Source organism: Streptomyces actuosus, from assembly GCF_016921115.1.
GTDB lineage: Bacteria > Actinomycetota > Actinomycetes > Streptomycetales > Streptomycetaceae > Streptomyces > Streptomyces actuosus_A.
Genome location: NZ_JAFFZS010000008.1, coordinates 204,071 through 225,600 on the forward strand (window position 1 = coordinate 204,071; position 21,530 = coordinate 225,600).

At 72.6% G+C, this 21,530-nt stretch carries 24 protein-coding genes; 8 read left to right on the forward strand and 16 right to left on the reverse strand.

The features are described 5' to 3' along the window. The first annotated feature begins 11 nt into the window (after positions 1 to 11). Positions 12 to 437 (forward strand): D-aminoacyl-tRNA deacylase, encoded by a 426-nt coding sequence (gene dtd / locus JS756_RS13515; RefSeq protein ID WP_205383315.1) that lies wholly within the window; start codon positions 12 to 14, stop codon positions 435 to 437. A 10-nt stretch (positions 438 to 447) separates the two neighbouring features. On the opposite strand, the gene ygfZ is transcribed toward dtd, so the two are convergent. From ygfZ to JS756_RS13545, 6 genes are all read right to left on the reverse strand, one after another. Further along, a complete protein-coding gene (ygfZ, locus tag JS756_RS13520; RefSeq protein WP_205383316.1) occupies positions 448 to 1,413 on the reverse strand; it encodes a CAF17-like 4Fe-4S cluster assembly/insertion protein YgfZ in 966 nt (321 codons plus the stop codon). A 10-nt stretch (positions 1,414 to 1,423) separates the two neighbouring features. Continuing rightward, a complete protein-coding gene (locus JS756_RS13525; protein ID WP_205383317.1) occupies positions 1,424 to 1,861 on the reverse strand; it encodes a Fur family transcriptional regulator in 438 nt (145 codons plus the stop codon). Positions 1,862 to 1,922: 61 nt separating this feature from the next. Beyond that, entirely contained in the window at positions 1,923 to 2,495 is a 573-nt protein-coding gene (locus JS756_RS13530; protein WP_205383318.1) for a heme-binding beta-barrel domain-containing protein, read from the reverse strand. A gap of 249 nt (positions 2,496 to 2,744) precedes the next feature. After that, entirely contained in the window at positions 2,745 to 3,737 is a 993-nt protein-coding gene (locus JS756_RS13535; RefSeq protein ID WP_438817312.1) for a hypothetical protein, read from the reverse strand. Then, positions 3,734 to 4,741, reverse strand: coding sequence for a hypothetical protein (locus tag JS756_RS13540; RefSeq protein WP_307790607.1), 1,008 nt, complete (start codon positions 4,739 to 4,741; stop codon positions 3,734 to 3,736). The genes JS756_RS13535 and JS756_RS13540 overlap by 4 nt, the downstream gene beginning before the upstream one ends. 5 nt (positions 4,742 to 4,746) lie before the next feature. Continuing rightward, a complete protein-coding gene (locus JS756_RS13545) occupies positions 4,747 to 5,679 on the reverse strand; it encodes a hypothetical protein (protein WP_307790590.1) in 933 nt (310 codons plus the stop codon). A gap of 178 nt (positions 5,680 to 5,857) precedes the next feature. Between JS756_RS13545 and JS756_RS13550 the strand changes: the two genes are divergently transcribed. Beyond that, a complete protein-coding gene (locus JS756_RS13550; protein WP_205383319.1) occupies positions 5,858 to 6,220 on the forward strand; it encodes a DsrE family protein in 363 nt (120 codons plus the stop codon). Between the two features lie 16 nt (positions 6,221 to 6,236). On the opposite strand, the gene JS756_RS13555 is transcribed toward JS756_RS13550, so the two are convergent. The 8 genes from JS756_RS13555 to JS756_RS13585 form a co-directional block, all read right to left on the reverse strand. Then, positions 6,237 to 6,497 (reverse strand): DUF3099 domain-containing protein, encoded by a 261-nt coding sequence (locus JS756_RS13555; RefSeq protein ID WP_205383320.1) that lies wholly within the window; start codon positions 6,495 to 6,497, stop codon positions 6,237 to 6,239. A 111-nt stretch (positions 6,498 to 6,608) separates the two neighbouring features. Beyond that, positions 6,609 to 6,896 carry a DUF1416 domain-containing protein gene (locus JS756_RS13560; protein ID WP_187825660.1) on the reverse strand — a complete coding sequence of 96 codons (288 nt, stop codon included), beginning with the start codon at positions 6,894 to 6,896 and terminating at the stop codon, positions 6,609 to 6,611. Positions 6,897 to 6,941: 45 nt separating this feature from the next. Then, a complete protein-coding gene (locus JS756_RS13565; RefSeq protein WP_205383321.1) occupies positions 6,942 to 7,787 on the reverse strand; it encodes a sulfurtransferase in 846 nt (281 codons plus the stop codon). Positions 7,788 to 7,911: 124 nt separating this feature from the next. Next, entirely contained in the window at positions 7,912 to 7,992 is an 81-nt protein-coding gene (locus tag JS756_RS38050) for an Ms5788A family Cys-rich leader peptide (RefSeq protein ID WP_350751515.1), read from the reverse strand. A gap of 214 nt (positions 7,993 to 8,206) precedes the next feature. After that, positions 8,207 to 8,935 (reverse strand): LmeA family phospholipid-binding protein, encoded by a 729-nt coding sequence (locus JS756_RS13570; protein WP_205383322.1) that lies wholly within the window; start codon positions 8,933 to 8,935, stop codon positions 8,207 to 8,209. Between the two features lie 104 nt (positions 8,936 to 9,039). Further along, on the reverse strand, positions 9,040 to 10,350 hold the full coding sequence (locus JS756_RS13575) for a hypothetical protein (protein WP_205383323.1): 1,311 nt from the start codon (positions 10,348 to 10,350) through the stop codon (positions 9,040 to 9,042). A gap of 7 nt (positions 10,351 to 10,357) precedes the next feature. Then, positions 10,358 to 10,612: a MoaD/ThiS family protein gene (locus tag JS756_RS13580; protein WP_205383324.1), complete on the reverse strand. Its 255-nt coding sequence runs from the start codon at positions 10,610 to 10,612 to the stop codon at positions 10,358 to 10,360. A gap of 39 nt (positions 10,613 to 10,651) precedes the next feature. Continuing rightward, positions 10,652 to 11,515, reverse strand: coding sequence for an alpha/beta hydrolase (locus JS756_RS13585; RefSeq protein WP_205383325.1), 864 nt, complete (start codon positions 11,513 to 11,515; stop codon positions 10,652 to 10,654). Between the two features lie 182 nt (positions 11,516 to 11,697). Between JS756_RS13585 and JS756_RS13590 the strand changes: the two genes are divergently transcribed. The 6 genes from JS756_RS13590 (at position 11,698) to JS756_RS13615 (ending at position 17,991) form a co-directional block, all read left to right on the forward strand. Next, positions 11,698 to 12,477, forward strand: coding sequence for a response regulator transcription factor (locus JS756_RS13590; protein WP_205383326.1), 780 nt, complete (start codon positions 11,698 to 11,700; stop codon positions 12,475 to 12,477). A gap of 119 nt (positions 12,478 to 12,596) precedes the next feature. Then, complete coding sequence (locus JS756_RS13595) at positions 12,597 to 13,619, forward strand: LacI family DNA-binding transcriptional regulator (RefSeq protein WP_205383327.1); 1,023 nt, start codon at positions 12,597 to 12,599, stop codon at positions 13,617 to 13,619. Between the two features lie 427 nt (positions 13,620 to 14,046). Beyond that, the gene (locus tag JS756_RS13600; RefSeq protein WP_205383328.1) at positions 14,047 to 15,138 is read left to right on the forward strand and encodes a S1C family serine protease; all 1,092 of its coding nucleotides are present in this window, start codon (positions 14,047 to 14,049) and stop codon (positions 15,136 to 15,138) included. 268 nt (positions 15,139 to 15,406) lie between these two features. Then, entirely contained in the window at positions 15,407 to 15,691 is a 285-nt protein-coding gene (locus JS756_RS13605) for a hypothetical protein (RefSeq protein ID WP_205383329.1), read from the forward strand. Positions 15,692 to 15,802: 111 nt separating this feature from the next. Continuing rightward, entirely contained in the window at positions 15,803 to 16,537 is a 735-nt protein-coding gene (locus tag JS756_RS13610) for a response regulator transcription factor (protein WP_205383330.1), read from the forward strand. Next, the gene (locus JS756_RS13615) at positions 16,534 to 17,991 is read left to right on the forward strand and encodes a sensor histidine kinase (RefSeq protein WP_205383331.1); all 1,458 of its coding nucleotides are present in this window, start codon (positions 16,534 to 16,536) and stop codon (positions 17,989 to 17,991) included. The genes JS756_RS13610 and JS756_RS13615 overlap by 4 nt, the downstream gene beginning before the upstream one ends. Before the next feature lie 258 nt (positions 17,992 to 18,249). On the opposite strand, the gene JS756_RS13620 is transcribed toward JS756_RS13615, so the two are convergent. After that, positions 18,250 to 19,269 (reverse strand): CpaE/TadZ family protein, encoded by a 1,020-nt coding sequence (locus JS756_RS13620; RefSeq protein ID WP_240203695.1) that lies wholly within the window; start codon positions 19,267 to 19,269, stop codon positions 18,250 to 18,252. A 284-nt stretch (positions 19,270 to 19,553) separates the two neighbouring features. Continuing rightward, positions 19,554 to 21,365 (reverse strand): bifunctional metallophosphatase/5'-nucleotidase, encoded by a 1,812-nt coding sequence (locus JS756_RS13625; protein ID WP_205383332.1) that lies wholly within the window; start codon positions 21,363 to 21,365, stop codon positions 19,554 to 19,556. Positions 21,366 to 21,530 lie beyond the last annotated feature (165 nt).

The window sequence follows — 21,530 nt, forward strand, 5'->3', positions numbered from 1 at the left end:
ATGATGGTCGTATGCGTGCAGTGGTGCAGAGGGTGGACGGCGCGAGCGTCGTCGTGGACGGCGAGACCGTCGGGGAGATCAAGGGCGAGGGCCTGTGCGTCCTCGTCGGGGTGACGCACGAGGACACCAGGGAGAAGGCGGCCCAGCTCGCCCGCAAGCTCTGGTCGATCCGCATGCTGGCCGACGAGCGGTCGTGCAGCGACGTCTCGGCCCCGCTGCTGGTGATCAGCCAGTTCACGCTCTACGGCGACGCCCGCAAGGGCCGCCGCCCCACCTGGAACGCCGCCGCCCCCGGCGACGTCGCCGAGCCGCTGGTGGACGAGGTGGTCGCCCGGCTGCGCGCCCTGGGCGCGACCGTGGAGACGGGCCGGTTCGGCGCGAAGATGCGGGTCTCGCTGGCGAACGACGGCCCGTTCACGGTCCTGCTGGAGGTCTGAGCCGGCGCCCCTACGGCTCCACGACCACTTCCTGCGCGGCGGCGGTCGTGCCGGCCAGGAGCGGGGCGTCCAGGGGGACGTTCCGCTTGACCAGGGCCAGGGCGACCGGGCCGAGTTCGTGATGGCGCACGGACGTCGTCACGAAGCCGACCTTGCGGCCGTCGGGGCCCTCGCCGGCCGGCCGGATCTCGGTTCCCGGCGCCGGCAGGTGGACCTCGCTGCCGTCGAGGTGGAGGAAGACCAGCCGACGCGGCGGCCGGCCCAGGTTCTGCACCCGGGCGACCGTCTCCTGCCCGCGGTAGCAGCCCTTCTGCAGATGCACCGCCGTGCCGATCCAGCCCAGCTCGTGCGGGATGGTGCGGTGGTCGGTCTCGAAGCCGAGGCGCGGGCGGTGCTGCTCCACGCGCAGCGCCTCGTGGGCGAGGATGCCGGCGGGCGGACCCGCCTGCCCGGCGTAGGCCTCCAGGTCGGCGCGCGGCAGGAACAGGTCGCGGCCGTACGGCGTCTCCCGTACGACGACGCCCCCGGGCACCGAGGCGATGGAGCCGGCGGGCAGATGGACGACCGCGTACTCGGCGGTGCGGTCGGCGACCTCGACCCGGTAGAAGAACCTCATCGACTCCAGGTAGGCGATCAGCGCGTCCTGGGTGCCGGGTTCGACGTGCGCCCAGACCGTCTCGCCGTCGTCGACGAGGTACAGGGCGTGCTCGATGTGACCGTTCGCGGACAGGATCAGCGCTTCCGTGGCCCGGCCCGCGGGCAGGTCGCTGACGTGCTGGGTGAGCAGCAGGTGCAGCCAGGCCAGCCGGTCCTCACCGGAGACCGTGACGACCCCGCGGTGCGAGAGGTCGACGAAACCGGTGCCGTCGGCGAGGGCGCGCTGTTCGCGGAACAGGTCGCCGTAGTGGGCGGCGACGCCTTCGTCCGCGCCGTCGGCGGGGACGGCGCCGGGCAGGGACAGCAGGGGGCTCTTCATGGGTCCAAGCCTACGACGTGGTACTTGAACCCTTGAGGGTGCAGTTCTGGCACCTGCCGAAGATCGCGAAGTGCTTCATGTCGGTGTCGAAGCCGAACTGCTCGCGCAGCTTCGCGGTGAACTCGGCGGCGACCGACACATCGGCCTCGATCACGTTGGTGCAGTCGCGGCAGACCAGGTGGATGTGGTGGTGCCGGTCGGCGAGGTGGTAGGTCGGCGCCCCGTGCCCCAGGTGGGCGTGGCTGACCAGGCCCAGCTCCTCCAGCAGCTCCAGCGTCCGGTAGACGGTGGAGATGTTGACCCCCGACGCCGTCTTCCTCACTTCGCCGAGGATGTCGTCGGGGGTCGCGTGCTCAAGGGCGTCCACGGCTTCGAGCACGAGTTGCCGCTGCGGGGTCAGCCGGTAGCCGCGCTGCCGCAGGTCCGTCTTCCAGTCGGTGCTCACCACACCGCCAAGTCTAGGACCAGTCGCTCCGCGGCCACGTGGCAGGAAGCGGCCTCCAGCGGGCCTACTGGAAGAAGGTGATCCCGTCCGGGAGGTCGTCCGGCAGGGCCTTCGCCCAGCGCTCGACCTCCTCCGGGGAGACGACCTTCTTCAGGTGGGCCGACATGTAGGGGCGCAGCTCGACCTCGGGGGTCTGCTTCTCACCGACCCACATCAGGTCGCTCTTGACGTAGCCGTACAGCCGCTTGCCGCCGCTGTAGGGGCTGGAGGCGACGGTGCGGGCGACGGCGTCGGTGGCCAGGTCGATCTGCGGCTTCTTGTGGGCGAGCTCGCCGTACCAGATCTCGACCGTGCCGTCGTCGCGGGTCATGGTGACCTCGACCCTGCGGTCGGCGTCGATCCGCCAGAAGCCGGACTCGGACTCCAGGGGGCGCACCTTGTTGCCGTTCTCGTCGAGCACCCACGTGTGCGAGTGGTACTCGAGGAAGTCCCTGCCGTCGTGCGTGAAGGTGACCTCCTGCCCGAAGTTGCACTTCTCGGAGCCGGGGAAGTCGTGCACACCCGCGCCTGCCCAGCTACCGAGCAGGAAGGCGAGGGGGACGAGGTCCTTGTGGAGGTCGGACGGGATCTCGATCATCAGCGGCGGTTCCTAGAGAGGGGTCAGCGCTGGCCCTGGTACAGCTTCTTCACGGTCAGCCCGGCGAAGGCGAGGACGCCGACGCAGACCAGGGCCAGCAGGGTTTCGAAGAAGATCTCCACAGGGTGCTCCTAGCGGTGAGCGGTGGTGCGGTGCGTACACGAGGCCGGGCCCCAGCTTACGCGTCCGGGGTCCGGCCCTCCCGGCGAGGTACGCCCTCGGGGTCGTCCCGGGGGCGCGCCTCCGCCGTCAGCCGAGCAGCTGGCTCTGCAGGACGACCGTCTGCCGGAACGGGACCTCCGCCACGGTGCCGCCCTTGTGGGACTGCACCACCAGCGCCAGGGTGTCCCCGGCCGCCAGGTAGGCGTGGCGCACCATCTCGTCGCCGTACGGCTCGGACTCGGCGTACGTGGTGCGCTGGACGCCCTTGACCTCGGACGCCTGCGGGAAGCCGTCGTCGTAGTCGGAGTACTCGGTGCCGCGCAGGCGGTAGGCGGGCGTCCCGTAGGGGACCATGTCGTCCGCCATGATGCCGTCCACGACGGCGGCGGTCCCGAACCGGAGCAGGTAGATCCGGGTCCTCGTGCCGTCGGGCGTGGTCCAGCCGCGGGCGGCGATGTGCCGCAGGCCGTCGTCGAGGAGGCGGTCCGAGAACTCCTGCCGCTCCTCCTCGTCCGCGTACTCCGCCAGGAAGTCCTTCGTGGCCAGCCAGCCGTCCTTGCCCCGCAGGGCGGTGTCCTGCGTGGCGCCCGCGGGCGCCGGCAGCACGAGGGCGCGCAGGTCGGCGTAGTGGGCGCCGGACGCGTTGTCCGGGGCGAGCGGGCCGGGGCTGCCGGCGGGCAGCGGCGGCTTCGTCAGCTCCGGGTACTCCCAGCGCCCGTCCGGCTGCGTCGCCAGTCCGGGTACCTCGGTGCGCTCCATGCGCGTGATGCCGTACGCCGTGCCGGCGCCCACCGCCGCGAAGACGACGACCGCAGCGGTCCAGCGCAGGAAGGCGCGCAGGACACGGCGGTCCTTCTCAGCGGCGGGAGGCCCGGGCGGCACGTCGGCCGCCGCGCCGTCGCGCACGGCGGTCGGCTCCCGCGGTGCGTCCGGGGCCGCCTCCGGCTGCTGCGGAGGTCGCGGGTCCTGCGGGGCCGCGGCGGGCTGCGGCTGCCGTGCGTCCTGCGGGGACTGCTGCTCCTCCTCCACCGCCTGCGGTGCGCGTGCGCCCTGCTGCTCGATGGTCGGCTGGTCGCTCACACGGCCTCCCCGGGCTCCGAGATACGGTCGAGCTGCTCGCGCACGAACGCCGCGACCCCTTGCGTGTCGAGCGGTTTGGCGGCGTCTGCGGTCACGGTGACGAGGACGTTCCCGATGTGGGCGGAGCAGAACATCGTGTCCAGCTCCTCCTCGGTGTCCTTGGGCGGCAGGAAGCACTTGGCATCCTTCTCGTGCCCCTTGATCCGGGGTCCCTCGCGGAACACGTCCAGGGCGTCGAAGACGTCGTTCTGGAAGGTCACGACGTCCCGGACGGCGGCCCGGTCCATCTGGGCCAGCACGACGCTCACCTCGTACGTCCCCTCGTTCTCGCTGCCGGAGCGGCCCTCCGCGCTGAGGTAGCTGCGCATCGCCATGCCCTTGATGTGCTGCTTGTCGATCTCCTTCTCCAGCCGCTTGCGCTGGGTCCGGGGCAGGTCCCGCAGCGACTCCTTGCGCAGGGCGGCGGCCTGGGCGCCGGTCAGCTCCGCGTCAAAGCCGTACTCCCCGAGATCGGGGCCCCGGGTCCAGCCGTCGACGTCGTACGGCACGAGCATCCCGCCGAGTCCGCGTGCGGACGCCGCCGCGTGCTCACCGCCCTTGTCGTCCCCGGCGCTCCCGGCCTTCGGGAACTTCCAGATCGGGGCGCCCGGGTCCCGGTCGGCGTCACGCACGGTCACGACGGTGAAGCCCACGCCGGCGACGACCGCCCCGGCCAGCGCCAGCGCGCCGACGACCGCGGCGACACGGCCGGGCCGGAACCGCCGCCGGGCGGGCGCCGGGACGGGTCGGCCGGTCTCGGCCTCGGCCTCGCCGTCGGTTTCGCTTTCGGTCCCGGCCGAAGGGCTCGCCCCGCCCCCGGTCCCGAGCCCGGTGCCCGCTTCGGCCCCGCTGGGCGCCGCGTCGGTGGCAGCCGTGTCGTCGGCGGCCGCCCCGGTGGGCGCCGCCCCGTCGGGTGCCGGATCGTCGGCGGACGGGTCGCCGTGGACCGGCTGCTCGTTCCGCATGTCGTTCACAGCCGCTCCATCTGCCGCTCGGCCAGGTCCAGGATGTCCGCCTTGTGCAGCGGCTCGGTGTCGTGGACCCAGATCTCCATGACGATGTCCCCTCGGTACGCGAACGCCCTCGCGGAGTACAGCGGCAGGTAACCGGGCTTGGTGTCGGGCCGGGTGCGGACGTACGCCGTCCCGCTGCCGGTGCCCGGGATCGGCCAGCTGTCGATGTGGTCCTCGTGCTCCGCCCAGTACTGGCCGGAGGCGTTCATGTCGGCGGCGGCGGTGCTCTCCTGCTGCCGGTACTGGATCAGCTCGATCTCGACCGTCCGGTTGCCGCCGGCGTTCCAGCCGGTGACGGCCCCGCGCCGGTACTCGCGCCCGACGAGTTCCCCGAACATCTCGGCCGGCTTCTTGTACTGCTCGGCGTGATCGGCCAGGTCGATCCAGCCGTCGGAGCCCGGCAGCCAGTCGACGTCCTTCGCCCCGCGCGGCTTCTTCAGCAGCAGCGTGCGCAGGTCGCCGTCGGTCCTGACCTTCCGGTCCTGTGCGGCCGACAGCGGTGCCGGCGCCTTCCCGCCGGACTGCCGGAGCAGCGGCTGGGACAGCGGCGGCAGCCGGGTCGGCTCGCGGTCGGCCTGCACGAGGTAGCCGGTGCAGGTGCCGGCCACCAGGCCGAGCACGGCGGCGGCACCGATCAGCAGGACCGTGCGGCCGCGGCGGCGGGGCCGACGCGCGGCAGGCCCCTGCCCGGGAGCCGCGGGCGCCTCCGCGGGCGCCGCAGGCAGGTCGGCGGGCCGGGCAGGTGCCACGGCGGGCTCGGCGGGCGTCTCTGCAGAACCCCGGTCCGCGTCCGGGGGACTCGTGGATCCCTGCGCGGGCTCGTCCGGTGCCTGCGCGGACTCCGCCACCGCGTTCGGCGGCTCCACCGGCGCCCGCTCGGGCTCCCTCACCGCGTTCGCGGGTTCCTCCGGTGCCTTCGCGGCCTCTTCCGGTCTCTTCGCCGGTTCATGGAATGACTCGTTCACAACGTCCCCCCACAGACGTGAAGCGCGGATTCCGAATCACGCGCTCCACAGGAGACTCACGGGTAACACGAAGGGTTGTAAAGCAATTAACTACGATTCGGCCATGGCGAAGAAGCTCGTGATCAAGGTGACCGCGGGGGCCGATGCCCCCGAGCGCTGTTCGCAGGCCTTCACGGTGGCGGCCGTGGCCGTGGCCAGCGGGGTGGACGTGTCGCTGTGGCTGACCGGGGAGTCGGCCTGGTTCGCATTGCCCGGACGCGCGGCGGAGTTCGAACTGCCGCACGCCGCTCCCCTGCCCGATCTCCTCGACTCCCTGCTCGCCGGCGGCCGTGTCACTCTGTGCACCCAGTGCGCGGCCCGCCGGGAGATCACGGAGAAGGACGTGATCGAGGGGGTGCGGATCGCCGGGGCGCAGGTGTTCGTGCAGGAGGCGGTCGCGGACGACACGCAGGCACTCGTCTACTGAGCGGGCGGGCGGCGCCCTACCGGGGCTTCTTCTTGCCGTCCAGTTCGTCCCACCACTCGTCGGACTGCGGGTCCCCGGAGGGTTCGTCCCACCAGCGGTCCTCCGGGCCGCGCCGGTTGGCGACGATCGCGGCGAGCGGCGGGATCACCATGGCCACGAGGCACATGACGACCGCGGCGGCCACCGACCAGATGCGCACGACGCCCCACGCCAGGACGAACAGCGCGATGCAGATGCCCATCATGGCGAAATACACGTGCCTGCGCCGGGCGTACATGGCTCCAGAGTACGGCGGACGGGCCGGACGCGCCGGAGGGCCGCACCCCAGGCGTCCAACCCGTGGGGTGCGGCCCTCCGGCCACTCGTGGCGTGCCGCTCGGGGCCCGCGTCAGACCGCGATCGCGACCTCCGCCAGGCCACCCTGCTGGGCGACGACCGTGCGGTCGGCGGTGGCGCCGGGGACGAGGGCGCGGACGGTCCAGGTGCCCTCGGCCGCGTAGAAACGGAACTGGCCGGTGGCAGAGGTCGGGACCTCCGCGGTGAACTCGCCGGTCGAGTCGAGCAGGCGCACGTAACCCTGCACCGGCTCGCCGTCGCGGGTCACCTGGCCCTGGATGGTGGTCTCACCGGGCTTGATCGTCGAGGCGTCGGGGCCGCCGGCCTTCGCTCCGCACATGTCTTTCTCCAGAGGGGTGTTGGACCAGAAGGTCGATCGGTCGGGTTACTTGTCGGCGCCGAGCTCGATCGGCACGCCGACGAGGGAGCCGTACTCGGTCCAGGAGCCGTCGTAGTTCTTGACGTTCTCCACGCCGAGCAGCTCGTGCAGGACGAACCAGGTCAGCGCGGAGCGCTCACCGATGCGGCAGTAGGCGATGGTGTCCTTGGCCAGGTCGACCTTCTCGTCGGCGTAGAGGGCCTTGAGGTCCTCGTCCGACTTGAACGTGCCGTCGTCGTTGGCGTTCTTCGACCACGGGATGTTGCGGGCGGTCGGGACGTGGCCCGGGCGCTGGGACTGCTCCTGCGGCAGGTGGGCCGGGGCGAGCAGCTTGCCGGAGAACTCGTCGGGCGAGCGCACGTCGACCAGGTTGTGCGAGCCGATGGCGGCCACGACGTCGTCGCGGAAGGCGCGGATCGAGGCGTCCTGCGGCTTGGCCGTGTACGTCGTCCTCGGACGCTCGGGCACCTCGTCGCCGGCGACGAGCTCGCGGGCGTCGAGCTCCCACTTCTTGCGGCCACCGTCGAGGAGCTTGACGTTCTCGTGGCCGTAGAGCTTGAAGTACCAGTACGCGTAGGAGGCGAACCAGTTGTTGTTGCCGCCGTAGAGGATCACCGTGTGGTCGTTGGCGATGCCCTTGTCGGACAGGAGCTTCTCGAAGCCCTCCTGGTCGACGAAGTCACGGCGGACCGGGTCCTGGAGGTCCTGGGTCCAGTCGATGCGGATCGCGTTCTTGATGTGGTTCTTCTCGTAGGCGGAGGTGTCCTCGTCGACCTCGACGATGGCGATCGTCGAGTCGTCCAGGTGCTCCTGCAGCCAGTCGGCGTCGACCAGGACGTCGCTGCGGCTCATGCTCGTTCTCCTCCGGGGCAGTCGCGGCGGGGGTGTGCAAAGTGAGAGGGGTGCGCGCTCAGGACGGAGCAACGCACGAATGCCCTGGGACAGGGCGCGGGAAACGGAAGGCGATGCCTTCCGGTCAGAACGGGCGACAGAGCATGGCGGCAACGCGGCACAGGTCCACTGCCCGCCGCTTCGTGAGATCCGCCTGTCGCTTCATGCCGTCGATCGTAGGGAGGGACAGGCGGACATGTCACCGGCGTGTCATATAGCGAGACGCGATCGTCCGCATTCTGGAAAAAGTGATGCACCCGAGACACCCCGAGGGGGGTCCGGGACACGTCCCTCCGGCGCCACATCTACGGTGCGGACAGCGGCGTCTCACCCACTGGACGCAGCCTGTCCGACCTGCGCCTTCGCCCGTCGGGCCGGGCCTACCCGGCCAGACGGACGTGGGAGCCCTTCACCCCGATCCGCACCCCGTCCGGCCCCGCCTCGACCCTGTCCAGCCTGATACCGCCCGGGAGGTTCTCGATCGGCTGCTCGAAGTCGGTGATCGAGCGGACCTGGCTCTCCGCGAAGCGCAGACCGCCGAAGCTGGGGAGGGTGTCGGCGTGGACGCGGACCGTGTCGCCCTCGGCCGTGACGGAGGACAGCACGTACGCCGTGCGCTCGAGTCCCAGGGCGGAGACCTTCACCTTGACCTTGATCTTGCCGTTGCCGCCGTCGGACAGGCCGATCACCTCGGCGGTCGCCGGGCCCACCTGCCTCGGCTCGGTCCTGGCGGCCTTCAGCAGCTCGGCGTAGCCGATCGAGGCGGTGCCGTTCGCGGAGTCGGCCGTGGCGGAGCTGTAGTCACCGGAGAACTCGACGCCCTTCATGGTGGCGTCGAGGTCGTCGATGCGGATGCTGCGGCCGTTCGTGCCCGTGTCCGCCCGGTAGTCCTTGATGCCGACCTCGACCTCGTCCAGCGAGCCGCCGGCCAGCTGGGTGAGGAAGGGGAAGCCCTTGATCGACACGTCCGGCGTGGAGGCCAGGTTCTCGCTGCTTCTCAGCTTGTCGGCGGCCTCGCCCTCGGCGAAGTGCACGGCCAGCCGGTCCGCCAGCACGAACAGGCCCCCGAGGACCACGACGACGATCAGCAGTGTTCGCAGTGCGCGCATGTGTGGTGCAGCCCCCCGGACGACGGTCGACGACCACCCACGGTAACGCCCTGCGGGGAGCGTTCCGCGGGTTTGTCGATCAGCTGTGACAGAGGCGGCAGCGCCTACCCGAGCGCCCGGCCCAGCACGTACACCACCGGCGCCGCCGCCGACAGCGGCAGGGCCACGCCCGCCGTGACGTGCACGAAACGGGAGGGGTAGTCGAAGCTCGCCACCCGGTGCCCGATCAGCGCGCACACCGCGGCGCTCGCGCCGAGCAGCGCGCCTCCCGTGCCCATGCCGGTCGCCCCGCCGACGGCGATGCCCGCGCCGGTGGCGGCCAGCAGGGCGACCACGACGGAGGCGGGGGTGGCCAGCGGAAGCGCCCGCGCGAGCACGGCGGCGGCGACCGCGAGAGCGCCCACCGACACAGCCTCCGGCGGGGCGGCGAGGTATCCGGTGGCGATGATCGCCAGGGCGGCCGAGACGACGGTCGCCATGAGGCCGTACATGCGCTCGTCCGGGTCCGCGTGCGAGCGCAGCTGGAGGACGAGGCAGAGCAGCACCCAGACGCCGAGCGTGCCGAGGATCGCGGCGGGCCCGTGCTCGCGCCCCGCGGCAGACACCGCCGCGTCGGCGGCCAGCGCACCGAGGAAGGCCAGCGCGATGCCCTGCCGGGCCGGCCACATGCCGTTCAGCCGGAACCAGCCCGCCGCCGTGACCGCCTGCAGCGCCACCAGCGGGACGAGCAGCGCGTACGACCCGATCGCCGCGGCCCCCGACAGCAGCAGGCCGAGCAGCGCGGTGAGTGCCGCGGGCTGCATGCCGGGCTCGATGATCGGTGAACGCCCCTCCAGACGGGCCCGCTGGGCGTCCGTGACGCGGGTGTTGCCGGAGAGCGTGGCGGGGCCGTAGGCGGGCCCGGACGCCGCACCGGCGACGGCGCCGGCGGGTGCCTGCGGCTGCCGCGGCTGCTGCTCCTCCGGCAACGGCTGGGCCTGCCGCTGCGGGGCCCGGTGCTGCGCCTGCGGCTCGCCGGGCGCGGGGTACGCGGGCGCGTAGGCGTGCTGCGGCGGGGCGTCAGGGTTCTGCGGCGGCAGATACGCCGTCTGCGTCGCCTCGGGCGCGGCGACCGGCTGCTGCAGCTGGGTCTCCCAGGTCTGCCCCTGCCACTGCTGGGTGTGCTGCCGGGGATCGTCGCCGGGCTGCGCCTGCGGCTGCTGGGCCCACCCCTGCTGCTGCGGCCACTGCCCCTGCTGGGGCCACGCCTGCTGCCGGCCCCACTCCTCCTGCGGGGACTCCCCTTGCGGGGACCACCCCTGCTGCTGCGCGTACGGGTCGTGGCCCTCGTTCGGCTGGTGCTGCGGCTGATACGGCTGATGCTCTTGCCGGTACGGCCGCTGATGCGGCTGCTCCTGGTACGGCCGGTCGGTCATCGGTGGGTCACCCTCCTGCGAAGGGCGGGAGCACCTCGACCGTGCCGCCCTCGGTCAGCCGTACCGTCTCGTGCCCGCGCGTGCCCACGGGATCGCCGTCGACGAGGAAGGAGCAGCGCTGGAGCACCCGCACGAGTTCGCCGGGGTGCTGCGCCCGCGCCGCGTCCAGCGCGTCGGCGAGGGTGTCCGCGTCGTGCGGCTCCTCGGCGACCCCGGCCGCGGCCTTGGCGGCGGCCCAGTAGCGCACCGTGACCTTTGCCATCTCGTCCCTCACGTCGGTTCGGCAGTGAACACCGTCAGGCTAGCCGCCCCGTACGGCGGCCCAGCGCGCGATACGCCCCAGCAGCTCGTCGCCGGTCGCGTGCTCGGCGTGCCCCATGCCCGCCTCCAGCCACAGTTCTCCGTGGTCGCCCGCGGCCTCGGCCAGCATGCGCGGATGGTCCACGGGGAAGTAGCCGTCCCGGTCGCCGTGGACGACCAGGAGCGGTGCCGGAGCGATCCGGCGCGCCGCCTCCACCGGGGAGAGCGGGACGGGTGCCCACTGCCGGGGGTGGATGCGGGTGCGGAAACCGTAGCGGCCCACCAGCCGGCCCGCCGGCCGGGTCACCAGCCAGTGGAGGCGGCGCATGGGGGCCGTGCCCCGGTAGTACCAGCGGGCGGGCGCACTGACGGAGACGACGGCGTCCGTGCGCGCCGCGTGCTCCCGCCCGGCGCCGGTGCCGTACAGCGCGGCGTGCCGCAGCACCACGGAACCGCCCATGGAGAAGCCGACGGTGACCACGCGCGTGTGCCCGAGTCCGCGCGCCCAGGCGACGGCTGCGGCCAGGTCGAGCACCTCGCGGTCGCCCACGGTGGACCGGCCGCCGGACGCCCCGTGACCGCGGAACGAGAACGTGACCACAGCACCGTGACGCGCGAACGCCGCCGCGATGCGGCGTACGTGCGGCCGGTCCGCGTCGCCGGTGAACCCGTGGGCGATCACGAACGCCGGGCCACTTCCAGGTGACGCCGCGGCGTCGTCCGCGGTCGCTCCCGGGTCGTACACGGCGTCGATCGTCACGCCGTCGGCCGTGCGCAGAAACGTGCGGACGGGGCTCCGCCCGCCCGTCTCACCCCTCGGACGAACGGTGGAACGCGCCACATGACCTGCCGGACCTGAGCTCATGTGGGCTATTCTGCTGGGCAGAGGATCCGGGCATCGTGGCCCCCGGGTCCTTTTGTGCTTTCGGAAGCGTTGTATACGAAGCGGGAAACCTCAGGTGACCGCGGGTGTACGGGGCCCCGGGATCGCAGAGCAGGTGCTGTGCCGAACAACGTCCTCGCAGGGACCGAGGAGGAACCAGACTGATGAGTTCTCTGCTGCTCCTGACCAACGCCCTCCAGCCGTCGACGGAGGTGCTCCCCGCTCTCGGCCTGCTGCTGCACAACGTGCGGGTCGCCCCGGCGGAGGGCCCCGCCCTCGTCGACACCCCCGGTGCCGACGTCATCCTGATCGACGGCCGCCGCGACCTGCCCCAGGTGCGCAGCCTGTGCCAGCTGCTGCGCTCCACGGGACCCGGCTGTCCGCTCGTCCTCATCGTCACCGAGGGAGGCCTCGCCGCCGTCACCGCCGACTGGGGCATCGACGACGTCCTGCTCGACACCGCGGGTCCCGCCGAGGTGGAAGCCCGTCTGCGGCTGGCCATGGGCCGGCAGCAGATCGTCAACGACGACTCCCCGATGGAGATCCGCAACGGCGACCTGTCGGTGGACGAGGCGACCTACTCGGCCAAGCTCAAGGGCCGCGTGCTGGACCTCACCTTCAAGGAGTTCGAGCTCCTGAAGTACCTGGCCCAGCACCCCGGCCGGGTCTTCACCCGCGCCCAGCTGCTCCAGGAGGTCTGGGGCTACGACTACTTCGGCGGCACCCGCACCGTCGACGTGCACGTACGACGGCTGCGCGCCAAGCTCGGCCCCGAGCACGAGTCGCTGATCGGAACCGTGCGGAACGTGGGTTATCGATTCGTTACTCCTGAAAAGGTGGAGCGCGCCGCCGAGGAGGCCAAGGCCAAGGCGGAGCGGGCAAAGGTGGAGGAAAAGGACAACAAGGCGTCCGTGGGTGCCGCCGAGGTGACCGCAGAAGCCTAGGAAGCGCTCTCATCGAGGGCGCGGCGGGTGTGCGGGGGCGTTGCTTCCGCACACTCCGCCCCTCATCCAAGCTCTGATACGCCCTGCCCACGGCGGGTCTCTCCGCGTAGACTCCGCGCGTGGCCAAGGTGACTAGGGACGATGTGGCGCGACTGGCGGGTACTTCCACCGCCGTGGTCAGCTATGTCATCAACAACGGACCCCGGCCGGTCGCCCCGGCCACGCGCGAGCGTGTCCTCGCCGCGATCAAGGAACTGGGGTACCGGCCCGACCGGGTCGCGCAGGCGATGGCCTCGCGGCGCACCGACCTCATAGGCCTGATCATCCCCGACGCCCGCCAGCCCTTCTTCGGGGAGATGGCGCACGCCGTCGAGTGGGCGGCCGCCGAGCGCGGAAAGATGGTGCTGGTCGGCAACACCGACTACGTGGGCGAACGCGAGGTGCACTACCTGCGCGCCTTCCTGGGCATGCGGGTCTCCGGCCTGATCCTCGTCTCCCACGCGCTGAACGACCTCGCCGCCGCCGAGATCGAGGCCTGGGACGCCCGCGTCGTGCTGCTGCACGAGCGGCCCGAGGCCATCGACGACGTCGCGGTGGTCACCGACGACCTCGGCGGCGCCCAGCTCGCGGTACGGCACCTGCTGGAGCACGGTCACGAGTACGTGGCCTGTGTGGGCGGCACCGCCGAGACCCCGGCGGTCGGCGACCCGGTCTCCGACCACGTCGAGGGCTGGCGGCGCGCCATGGACGAGGCGGGCATATCCACCGAGGGCCGGCTGTTCGAGGCCCCGTACAACCGCTACGACGCCTACCGGATCGCCCTGGAGATCCTCTCCGGCCCGAACCGGCCGCCCGCCGTCTTCTGCTCCACCGACGACCAGGCGCTCGGCCTGCTCCGGGCCGCCCGTGAGCTGCGCATCGACGTGCCGGGGGAGCTGGCGGTGGCCGGCTTCGACGACATCAAGGAGGCGGCGCTGGCGGACCCGCCGCTGACGACGGTCGCCTCGGACCGGTCGGCGATGGCCCGGGCCGCGGTCGACCTCGTCCTCGACGACGGGCTGAGGGTGGCCGGATCACGGCGCGAGCGGCTGAAGGTGTTCCCGTCGCGGCTGGTGGTGCGGGGGTCCTGCGGCTGCGGGTGAGACCCGCGACAGGGCCCGACGGCGCTCGTCCCGGAGCCGACCGCACGCCTTGCGCGGGGGCTTTTCGGGGGCTCTTCGGGGGCTCTTCGGGGGCTCTTCGGGGACCTGCCCGGGAACTCCTCCGGAACTGCGTCCGGGAGCCCTTCCCGGTTCCCGGGGCCTTCCAGGCGGTCCCGGCGGGTCCCGTACCGGCCGTTCCGAGGCCGCTTCGGCAGCGGCTCCCCATGCCGCTCCGGTTGCCGCTCCGGGGACCGCCCCAGCCGGCGCTTCGGGTTCGTTCCGGGCTTGCCCGGGGCGCATTCTGAGAGGCGTCCGAGAGCTCGCACGGGCGACCGAGGACGGACTTTATATCGGGCATACGAGGTTCTGCCGGGCTTCTCAGGCAGGACTCAGGAAGCTCTCATGGTCGGTGACGAAGCTCTGTCACATGTCCGACAGCTTCCGCCGCAGCGGCGACCACGACTCCCCCTACCAGGGTGTCCAGCAGCCCCACCCGAGCGCCTGGCAGCAGGGCTCCTCGCCCGTCGACCCCGAGTGGCCGCCCCCGCCGCCGTACCGGCCGGCGGCCCAGGCCGGTGAGCCCGAGGCTCCCGCGACCGCCCCCGGCGCGCTCCTGACGGAACCCGCCGCCCGCTCCTCCCGCACGCGGCGCACCCGCGGTCCGGTCGGTCTGCTGGCCGCCGTGGCGATCGTGGCCGCGGCGATCGGCGGCGGCACGGCCTACGGCATCCAGGAGCTCACCGGCAGCAAGGGCGACACCAGCGCGAGCGCCACCGCCACCAACGTCGTGCCCTCCAGCAAGAAGGGCGACATCGCGGCGATCGCCGCAGCGGTCTCCCCGAGCATCGTCGAGGTCAACGCCGCCCTGTCCAACGGCTCCTCCACCGGTTCCGGTGTGGTCATCACGTCCGACGGCGAGGTCCTCACCAACCACCACGTCGTCTCCGGCGCATCGCAGATCAAGGTCTCCACCAGCGACGGCAAGCAGTACACCGCCGACGTCCTCGGCACCGACAGCAAGAAGGACCTCGCGCTGATCAAGCTGCAGGGCGCCTCGGGCCTGAAGGCCGCGACGCTCGGCGACTCCGCCAACGTGCAGGTCGGCGACACGGTCGTGGCGATCGGCTCCCCGGAAGGCCTGACCGGAACCGTGACCAGCGGCATCGTCTCGGCACTCGACCGGGACGTGACCGTCTCGACCGACGAGAACCCGGGGCGGCAGGGCGGCGGCGACGGACGCTGGCCGTTCGAGTTCGGCGGTCGGCAGTTCAACGGCGACACCGGCTCCTCCACGACGACGTACAAGGCGATCCAGACCGACGCGTCCCTGAACCCGGGCAACTCCGGCGGCGCCCTGATCGACATGAACGGCCGCATCATCGGCATCAACTCGGCGATGTACTCGGCCGGCGCGGGCTCCTCCTCCTCGGACGCCGGCAGTGTGGGCCTCGGCTTCGCCATCCCGGTCGACACCGTCAAGGCGGACCTGGCCGCACTGCGCTCGGGCTCGCAGAGCTGAACGAGCGACGCGTGACGAGCAGCGGGCGACGAGCAGCGCGCCACGGCCAGAGCCGGATCCGCGCCGTCGGACTCGTGGATCCGGTCGGGCACCGGAGCCGGCCCCGTGGAGCCCGCCCCCGAGGCGGCCCCGTAGGGCCTGACCCGTGCACCCCGAACCCGTGCACCCCGGTCTCATGGAGCCGGACCCCGTAAAGAAGGACCCCGTGGAGCCGGACCCGCAGGACGGATCCACGCGCCCCGGACTCATAGAGCTGAAGGAGGCTCCCGTGATCAAGCAGGTTTCGCACACCGTGCCCGGCACCGACCCGGCCGGCATCACCCTGGCCCTGAAGGTGGCCCGCGACCTGCACACACCCACCGGGTCAGCCGGGTCCACGTCCCCCGCGGCATCCGCGGCCCCGACGGCGCCGGCCCCGCCCACCGCACCGGCCGCGCAGCCACGCCCCACCGAGATCGCGGGCTTCGTCCCGGCGGCACTGCGCTCCGCCGCGGCGGCCCGGACGCACCGCCGCAAGGTGCCGCTGAAGCGACCGACGGCGGTCCGCGGCTGACGCCCCGACGTCCCACGGCGCCACACCCGGGCCTTCGCCGGGCGCACCGTCGGCATGCGAGGCTGAGAACGGCCCCCGACCACCCCACCGCACCCCGAGGAACCGCCACCGATGAGCCCCGCCGAAGGCGACCGTGACATCCAGCGCATCCTGATCGTCGACGACGAGCCCGCGGTGCGCGAAGCACTCCAGCGCAGCCTCGCCTTCGAGGGGTACGACACGGAGGTCGCCGTCGACGGCGCCGACGCGCTGGCGAAGGCGTCGGCGTACCGGCCCGACCTGGTCGTCCTCGACATCCAGATGCCCCGCATGGACGGCCTGACCGCGGCCCGCCGCATCCGCGGCGCCGGGGACACGACCCCGATCCTGATGCTGACGGCCCGCGACACCGTCGGCGACCGGGTGACCGGCCTGGACGCCGGAGCCGACGACTACCTGGTCAAGCCGTTCGAGCTGGACGAGCTGTTCGCCCGCATCCGTGCGCTGCTGCGGCGCAGCTCCTACGCCGCGGCCCAGGCGGCAGTGGCCCAGGACGACGACGCCCTCACCTTCGACGACCTGCGCATGGACCTCGCCACCCGCGAGGTCACGCGGGGCGGCCGACCGGTGGAGCTGACGCGCACCGAGTTCACCCTGCTGGAGATGTTCATGGCGCACCCGCGCCAGGTGCTCACCCGCGAGCAGATCCTGAAGGCCGTGTGGGGCTTCGACTTCGAGCCGAGCTCCAACTCCCTGGACGTGTACGTCATGTACCTGCGGCGCAAGACCGAGGCGGGCGGCGAGCCGCGGCTGGTGCACACCGTGCGAGGCGTCGGGTACGTCCTGCGACAGGGCGGGGCCGAGTGAACAGGGTCGTCCGCCGGTTCCGGACCCTCCCGATCCGCTCGCGGCTCGCCCTGCTGGTCGCCGCGGCCGTCGCGTTCGCCGTAGCAGCGGTGTCGGTGACCTGCTGGTTCATCGTGAAGGGCAAGCTGTACGGCGAGCTCGACAGCGATCTGCACTCGGCGGCGGCCCGCCCGGTGCAGCAGGCCCTGTTCCTGGAGGCCATCGGCAACTGCTCGCAGTCGCCCCCGGCCTCGCGGTTCGGCCCCCGGGTCCGCGGCTACTCCCAGATCGTGCAGGCCAACGGGACCGTCTGCGTCTTCCCCGGGGCCAACGGCACGGTTCAGGTCACCGAGAGCGACAAGACCGTGGCCCAGCACCCGGACCGGGAGCACGAACGGATCCGCAACGGCACCGACACCGACGGCCATCCCGTCCGCGTGCTGACCACGGCACTCGTCGTCGACGGCGCCGCCGGCCGCTACGCCGCGCAGAACGCCGCCCTGCTCATCGCCGTGCCGCTGCGCAGCACCCAGGCCACCCTCAACGAGCTCGCACTGCTGCTGCTCGTCCTCTCCGGCATCGGCGTCATCGGCGCAGGCGCGGCCGGCCTCGCCGTGGCCCGCGCGGGCCTGCGGCCCGTCGACAGGCTCACCGAGGCCGTCGAGCACGTGGCCCGCACCGAGGACCTGAGCATCCGCATCCCGGTCGACGACGACAGCGAGGACGAGGTGGCCCGCCTGTCCCGCTCCTTCAACTCGATGACGACTGCCCTGGCCAGTTCTCGCGACCTGCAGCAGCAGCTGATCGCCGACGCCGGCCACGAGCTGCGCACGCCCCTGACGTCGCTGCGCACCAACATCGAACTGCTCACCCGCAGCGAGGAGACGGGCCGCCCGATCCCGCCCGCGGACCGCAGGGCGCTGCTCGCCTCGGTGAAGGCGCAGATGACCGAGCTGGCCTCGCTGATCGGCGACCTCCAGGAACTGTCCCGCTCCCAGGGCCAGCGCGGCGAACGCGTCCAGGTCGTCTCCCTGGAGGAGACGGTGGAGGCGGCCCTGCGCCGCGCCCGCCTGCGCGGCCCGGAACTGACGATCACGGCGTCGCTGGAACCCTGGTACGTCCGCGCGGAACCGGCGGCGCTGGAACGCGCTGTGGTCAACATCCTCGACAACGCGGTGAAGTTCAGCCCCGACGGCGGCTCGGTGGAGGTGCGGCTGTCCGGGGGCGTCCTCACCGTCCGCGACCACGGACCCGGCGTACCCGAGGACGAACTCCCCCACGTCTTCGACCGCTTCTGGCGTTCCCCCGGCGCACGGGCCCTCCCGGGCTCGGGTCTGGGCCTGTCCATCGTCGCCCGCACCGTCCAGGAGGCGGGCGGCACGGTGGCACTGGGCCGCGCGGAAGGCGGCGGCACGGTGGCGACGGTGCGGCTGCCGGGCGCGAAGACACCCCCGCCCCAGGATCCGGCCCCGTAGGGGGCGGGGCGGCTGCGGCGCCGGTCGGGGCGTCGGTGGTGGGGGGGCCGTACGGCTGGCCGCCGAGGTGATGCAGCGGCCCGGCCGCGACAGCGGGAGCGACGGAGCGGCATAAGCCGCGGGCATGCCCGCTGTGGACGTCCGGGCCGGTGCGGCCCGGGTTCCGGGCAGCCGGGGCGGTGGGGCCGGGCTCCGAGCCGATGCGGCGGCCCCGCCGGGGCCGTACGGCGGGCGCCGGACCGGTGACGCGGTGGCCGCTCAGCGCACCCTTGCGCTGACGGCCCGCTGCATCACCTCGGCGGCCAGCCGTACGGCCGCGTCGCGGGTGCTCTGCCCCAGCATCGGGGTGTGGATGGGGCCGCCCTGGGCCAGGTGCCGGTCGTACGGCAGGGCCACCACCGGCACGCCCGGTTCCCGCAGATGTGCGGCGGCGGTCTTCGCGTCGAGCGTGGCGTCCGGTGAGCCGGCGATGAGGGCGACGACGGTGGCGGCGAGCGCCGAGTGCGGCAACTGGGCCAGCCAGTCCAGCACCTGACGCGTGCCGTGGATGCCTTCGGCGGTCATGGGCGCCACCACCACCCGTGCGTGCGCGGTGTCCATCGCGGTGCGCGCCACCTCGCCGGGCAGCGTCTCGCAGTCCGCGACCGTCACCGCGAAGTGCCGCTGGAGCCCCAGGGTCACCGTCCGGTACGTGCGCACGTCCAGCGGCGCACCCACCCGCCCCTGGCCCGCGGGCAGCAGCCAGCCACCGTCCGCGATCGGTACCAAGTAGCCGATGATGTCGGTGAGTTGCATGCGCGGCTTGAGGATCCGGGCAAGGTCCGCGACACTCCAGCGCACGGTCTGCGCCCCCATCCGCACCGGCAGCGTGCCGAGGGCCGCGTCCGCCTCCAGCGTGAGCACCGGATCCTGGCGGTAGTGGTTGAACGTACGACCGAGCAGCGCGGCGACGGTCGACTTCCCCACCCCGCCCCGGATCGAGGTCACCGCGACGATCCGCCCGACCCCGACCGGCTGCCGCACCTCCTGTGCGAGCCGTGCCTCCTCCGCCGCGTCCTGGCCTCCGACCGTGGCCAGCTTCCGCAGCGAGCGTCCTGCCCGCTGGGGCAGCGAGTCGCCGTGCTGGGGCCGCCCGAGGGCGACGGCGAGCCGGGGGTCGATGGTCGGCAGGGACTGGGGGGCCGGGGCCATGGTTGGCGACGGCGCCACGGGAGCCGGCGGCGCCGCTCCGGTCAACTGCCGCAGCACCTCCTGCTGCTGTTCCCCGCCCCCGGTCATGAACCAGCCTCCCTCACGCGCCCGAACCTATCACCGGGCCGCCGCGCCGCAGCAGAGACGATCCGGCTGCGGATGCCGGGTGTGTGGAGGTTGCGTGAACAGCGGCGGCCACCGCCACCGGCCGGCACCGCCCCGGTGGAGGGGAGGGAGGCGCCCTCCCCTCGGCGCCCGCCCGGGAGGCCCGGCGCCGAGGGGAGGGGCGGAGAGCCCGCCCCCGGCCGCGGCGGGGGCCCGGGAGGATGTCTCCCGGGCCCCCGATCACGCGGTGGAGGGGCGTCGCCCGCCTACTGCACGATCGTGATCCGGTTCGCGACCGGCGGTGCGATCGGGCTGGTGGGCGAGGAGTTGGCCGTCAGGTACTGCTCCAGGGCCGTCAGGTCGTCGGTGCCGACGAGGTCGCCGGTACCCTGCCCCAGCGTCGGGAAGCCGTCGCCGCCGCCTGCGAGGAAGCTGTTCGTCGCGACACGGTAGGTGGCCGCCGGGTCGATCGGGGCGCCGTTCAGCCGAACGGTGTCCGTGACCACGCGCTCCTCGCCGGTCCGGGTCAGGTCCAGTGTGTACGTCAGGCCGGTGGAGGGCTGAAGGATCCTCGGCGCAGCCGCGTTGGTACCGCTGACCTGCTCCTTGAGGACCTGGATCAGCTGTGTGCCGGTGAAGTCCTGCAGGTTCACCGTGTTGGCGAACGGCTGGACCGTGAAGCCCTCCGCGTACGTCACCACGCCGTCGCCCTCACTGCCCTTGGCCGCGTAGGTCAGCCCGGCCCGGACACCGCCGGGGTTCATCAGGGCCAGGTCCGTCGACGGGTCCAGGGTCCTGGCGTAGGTGAGCTGGGCGTCCGCGATCAGGTCGCCCATCGGGGACTCGGTGCCCGTGTGGGGGACGTCCGCGGCGACGTAGCCGATGGGACGGTTGCCGATCGGGGCGGCAAGGGCGTTCCACCGGCCGATCAGGCAGGTCATGTCCGCCGCCTTGGGCACGTCACGGGTGACCACGCGATTCGCCGACTTCACCGCCGTACGGACGATGTCACCCGTCCGCCGGTCGTACGTCAGCGTCGTGTCCGTGTAGAGGCGGCCGTAGGAGGCTGCGGACGTGACCATGCGGGGGTGGCCCGCCGGGTCGGGGATCGTGCAGACGTAGGCCTGGTGGGTGTGCCCCGTCACCAGCGCGTCGACCGCCGGCGTGATGTTCCTGGCGATGTCGACGATGGGGCCGGAGATCCCGCCGCCCGCGCCCGACGCGTCGCAGTCGTAGTTGTACGACGAGGACGCCGGGTAGCCGCCCTCGTGGATGAGGGCCACGATCGACTGCACGCCCTGGCGCTGCAGCACCTTGGCGTACTTGTTGATGGTCTCGACCTCGTCCTTGAAGGTCAGGCCCTTGACGCCGTCCGCGGAGACGATGCCCGGGGTGCCCTCCAGGGTGACGCCGATGAACCCGATCTTGACGCCGCCCTTCCGCCAGACCCAGTAGGGCTTGAGGATCGGCTTGCCCGTGGTGTCGTCGAGGACGTTCGCCGCGAGGTACGGGAAGTCGGCGCCCGCGAAGCCCCCGTCGGTGTAGCAGCCGTCCGTGGGGTGGCAACCGCCGTTCTGCAGGCGGGCCAGCTCCGTCGCGCCCTCGTCGAACTCGTGGTTGCCCACGGAGGTGACGTCCAGGTCCAGCTTGTTCAGCGCCTCGATGGTGGGTTCGTCGTGGAACAGGCCCGACAGCAGCGGCGACGCGCCGACCATGTCACCGCCCGCGGCGGTGATGGAGTAGCGGTGGCCCTGGCGGGCCTCGCGGAGGTGCGTGGCCAGGTACTCCACGCCGCCCGCGTCGACCGTCTTCGTCGTGCCGTCCGGCTGGAGTTCGGTGACGCGGCCGGAGGATCCGGACGGCGGTTCGAGGTTGCCGTGCAGGTCGTTGAAGGACAGCAGTTGCACGTCCTGGTAGCGGCCCGGCCTGTGGCCGCCCGGCTTTCCGTGGTTCTCCCCCGCCGCCGCGGTGCCGGGCAGCGCCGCGGCGAGCGCCCCGGCGGTGACGAGACCGACGGCAGCCGCGGCGAGTCGGCGGTATGTACGGCGTCTGGGCTTCGGCTGTGATGTGGCTGACAAAGTCGCCCCCCTGTGGGTCGTCTGCGCCTGCGGGACCCGGGTGCGGCGGTGCGCGCCGCGAGGTCCTGTGGCTCTGCCGGGCCCTGCGGGAAATGCCGAGGCGGGCCCTGTTCCGGCCCGCAGCCTAGAGTCAACGCGCGTAGCGCGACAGGGGGTTCGGGGTTA

Coding starts and splice junctions, on each gene's coding strand:
- dtd (WP_205383315.1), top strand. CDS start 12: ATGCGTGCAGTGGTGCAGAGGGTGGACGGCGCGAGCGTCGTCGTGGAC.
- ygfZ (WP_205383316.1), bottom strand. CDS start 1,413: ATGAAGAGCCCCCTGCTGTCCCTGCCCGGCGCCGTCCCCGCCGACGGC.
- JS756_RS13530 (WP_205383318.1), bottom strand. CDS start 2,495: ATGATCGAGATCCCGTCCGACCTCCACAAGGACCTCGTCCCCCTCGCC.
- JS756_RS13540 (WP_307790607.1), bottom strand. CDS start 4,741: ATGCGGAACGAGCAGCCGGTCCACGGCGACCCGTCCGCCGACGATCCG.
- JS756_RS13550 (WP_205383319.1), top strand. CDS start 5,858: ATGGCGAAGAAGCTCGTGATCAAGGTGACCGCGGGGGCCGATGCCCCC.
- JS756_RS13555 (WP_205383320.1), bottom strand. CDS start 6,497: ATGTACGCCCGGCGCAGGCACGTGTATTTCGCCATGATGGGCATCTGC.
- JS756_RS13560 (WP_187825660.1), bottom strand. CDS start 6,896: ATGTGCGGAGCGAAGGCCGGCGGCCCCGACGCCTCGACGATCAAGCCC.
- JS756_RS13565 (WP_205383321.1), bottom strand. CDS start 7,787: ATGAGCCGCAGCGACGTCCTGGTCGACGCCGACTGGCTGCAGGAGCAC.
- JS756_RS38050 (WP_350751515.1), bottom strand. CDS start 7,992: ATGAAGCGACAGGCGGATCTCACGAAGCGGCGGGCAGTGGACCTGTGC.
- JS756_RS13570 (WP_205383322.1), bottom strand. CDS start 8,935: ATGCGCGCACTGCGAACACTGCTGATCGTCGTCGTGGTCCTCGGGGGC.
- JS756_RS13575 (WP_205383323.1), bottom strand. CDS start 10,350: ATGACCGACCGGCCGTACCAGGAGCAGCCGCATCAGCGGCCGTACCGG.
- JS756_RS13580 (WP_205383324.1), bottom strand. CDS start 10,612: ATGGCAAAGGTCACGGTGCGCTACTGGGCCGCCGCCAAGGCCGCGGCC.
- JS756_RS13585 (WP_205383325.1), bottom strand. CDS start 11,515: ATGAGCTCAGGTCCGGCAGGTCATGTGGCGCGTTCCACCGTTCGTCCG.
- JS756_RS13590 (WP_205383326.1), top strand. CDS start 11,698: ATGAGTTCTCTGCTGCTCCTGACCAACGCCCTCCAGCCGTCGACGGAG.
- JS756_RS13600 (WP_205383328.1), top strand. CDS start 14,047: ATGTCCGACAGCTTCCGCCGCAGCGGCGACCACGACTCCCCCTACCAG.
- JS756_RS13610 (WP_205383330.1), top strand. CDS start 15,803: ATGAGCCCCGCCGAAGGCGACCGTGACATCCAGCGCATCCTGATCGTC.
- JS756_RS13620 (WP_240203695.1), bottom strand. CDS start 19,269: ATGACCGGGGGCGGGGAACAGCAGCAGGAGGTGCTGCGGCAGTTGACC.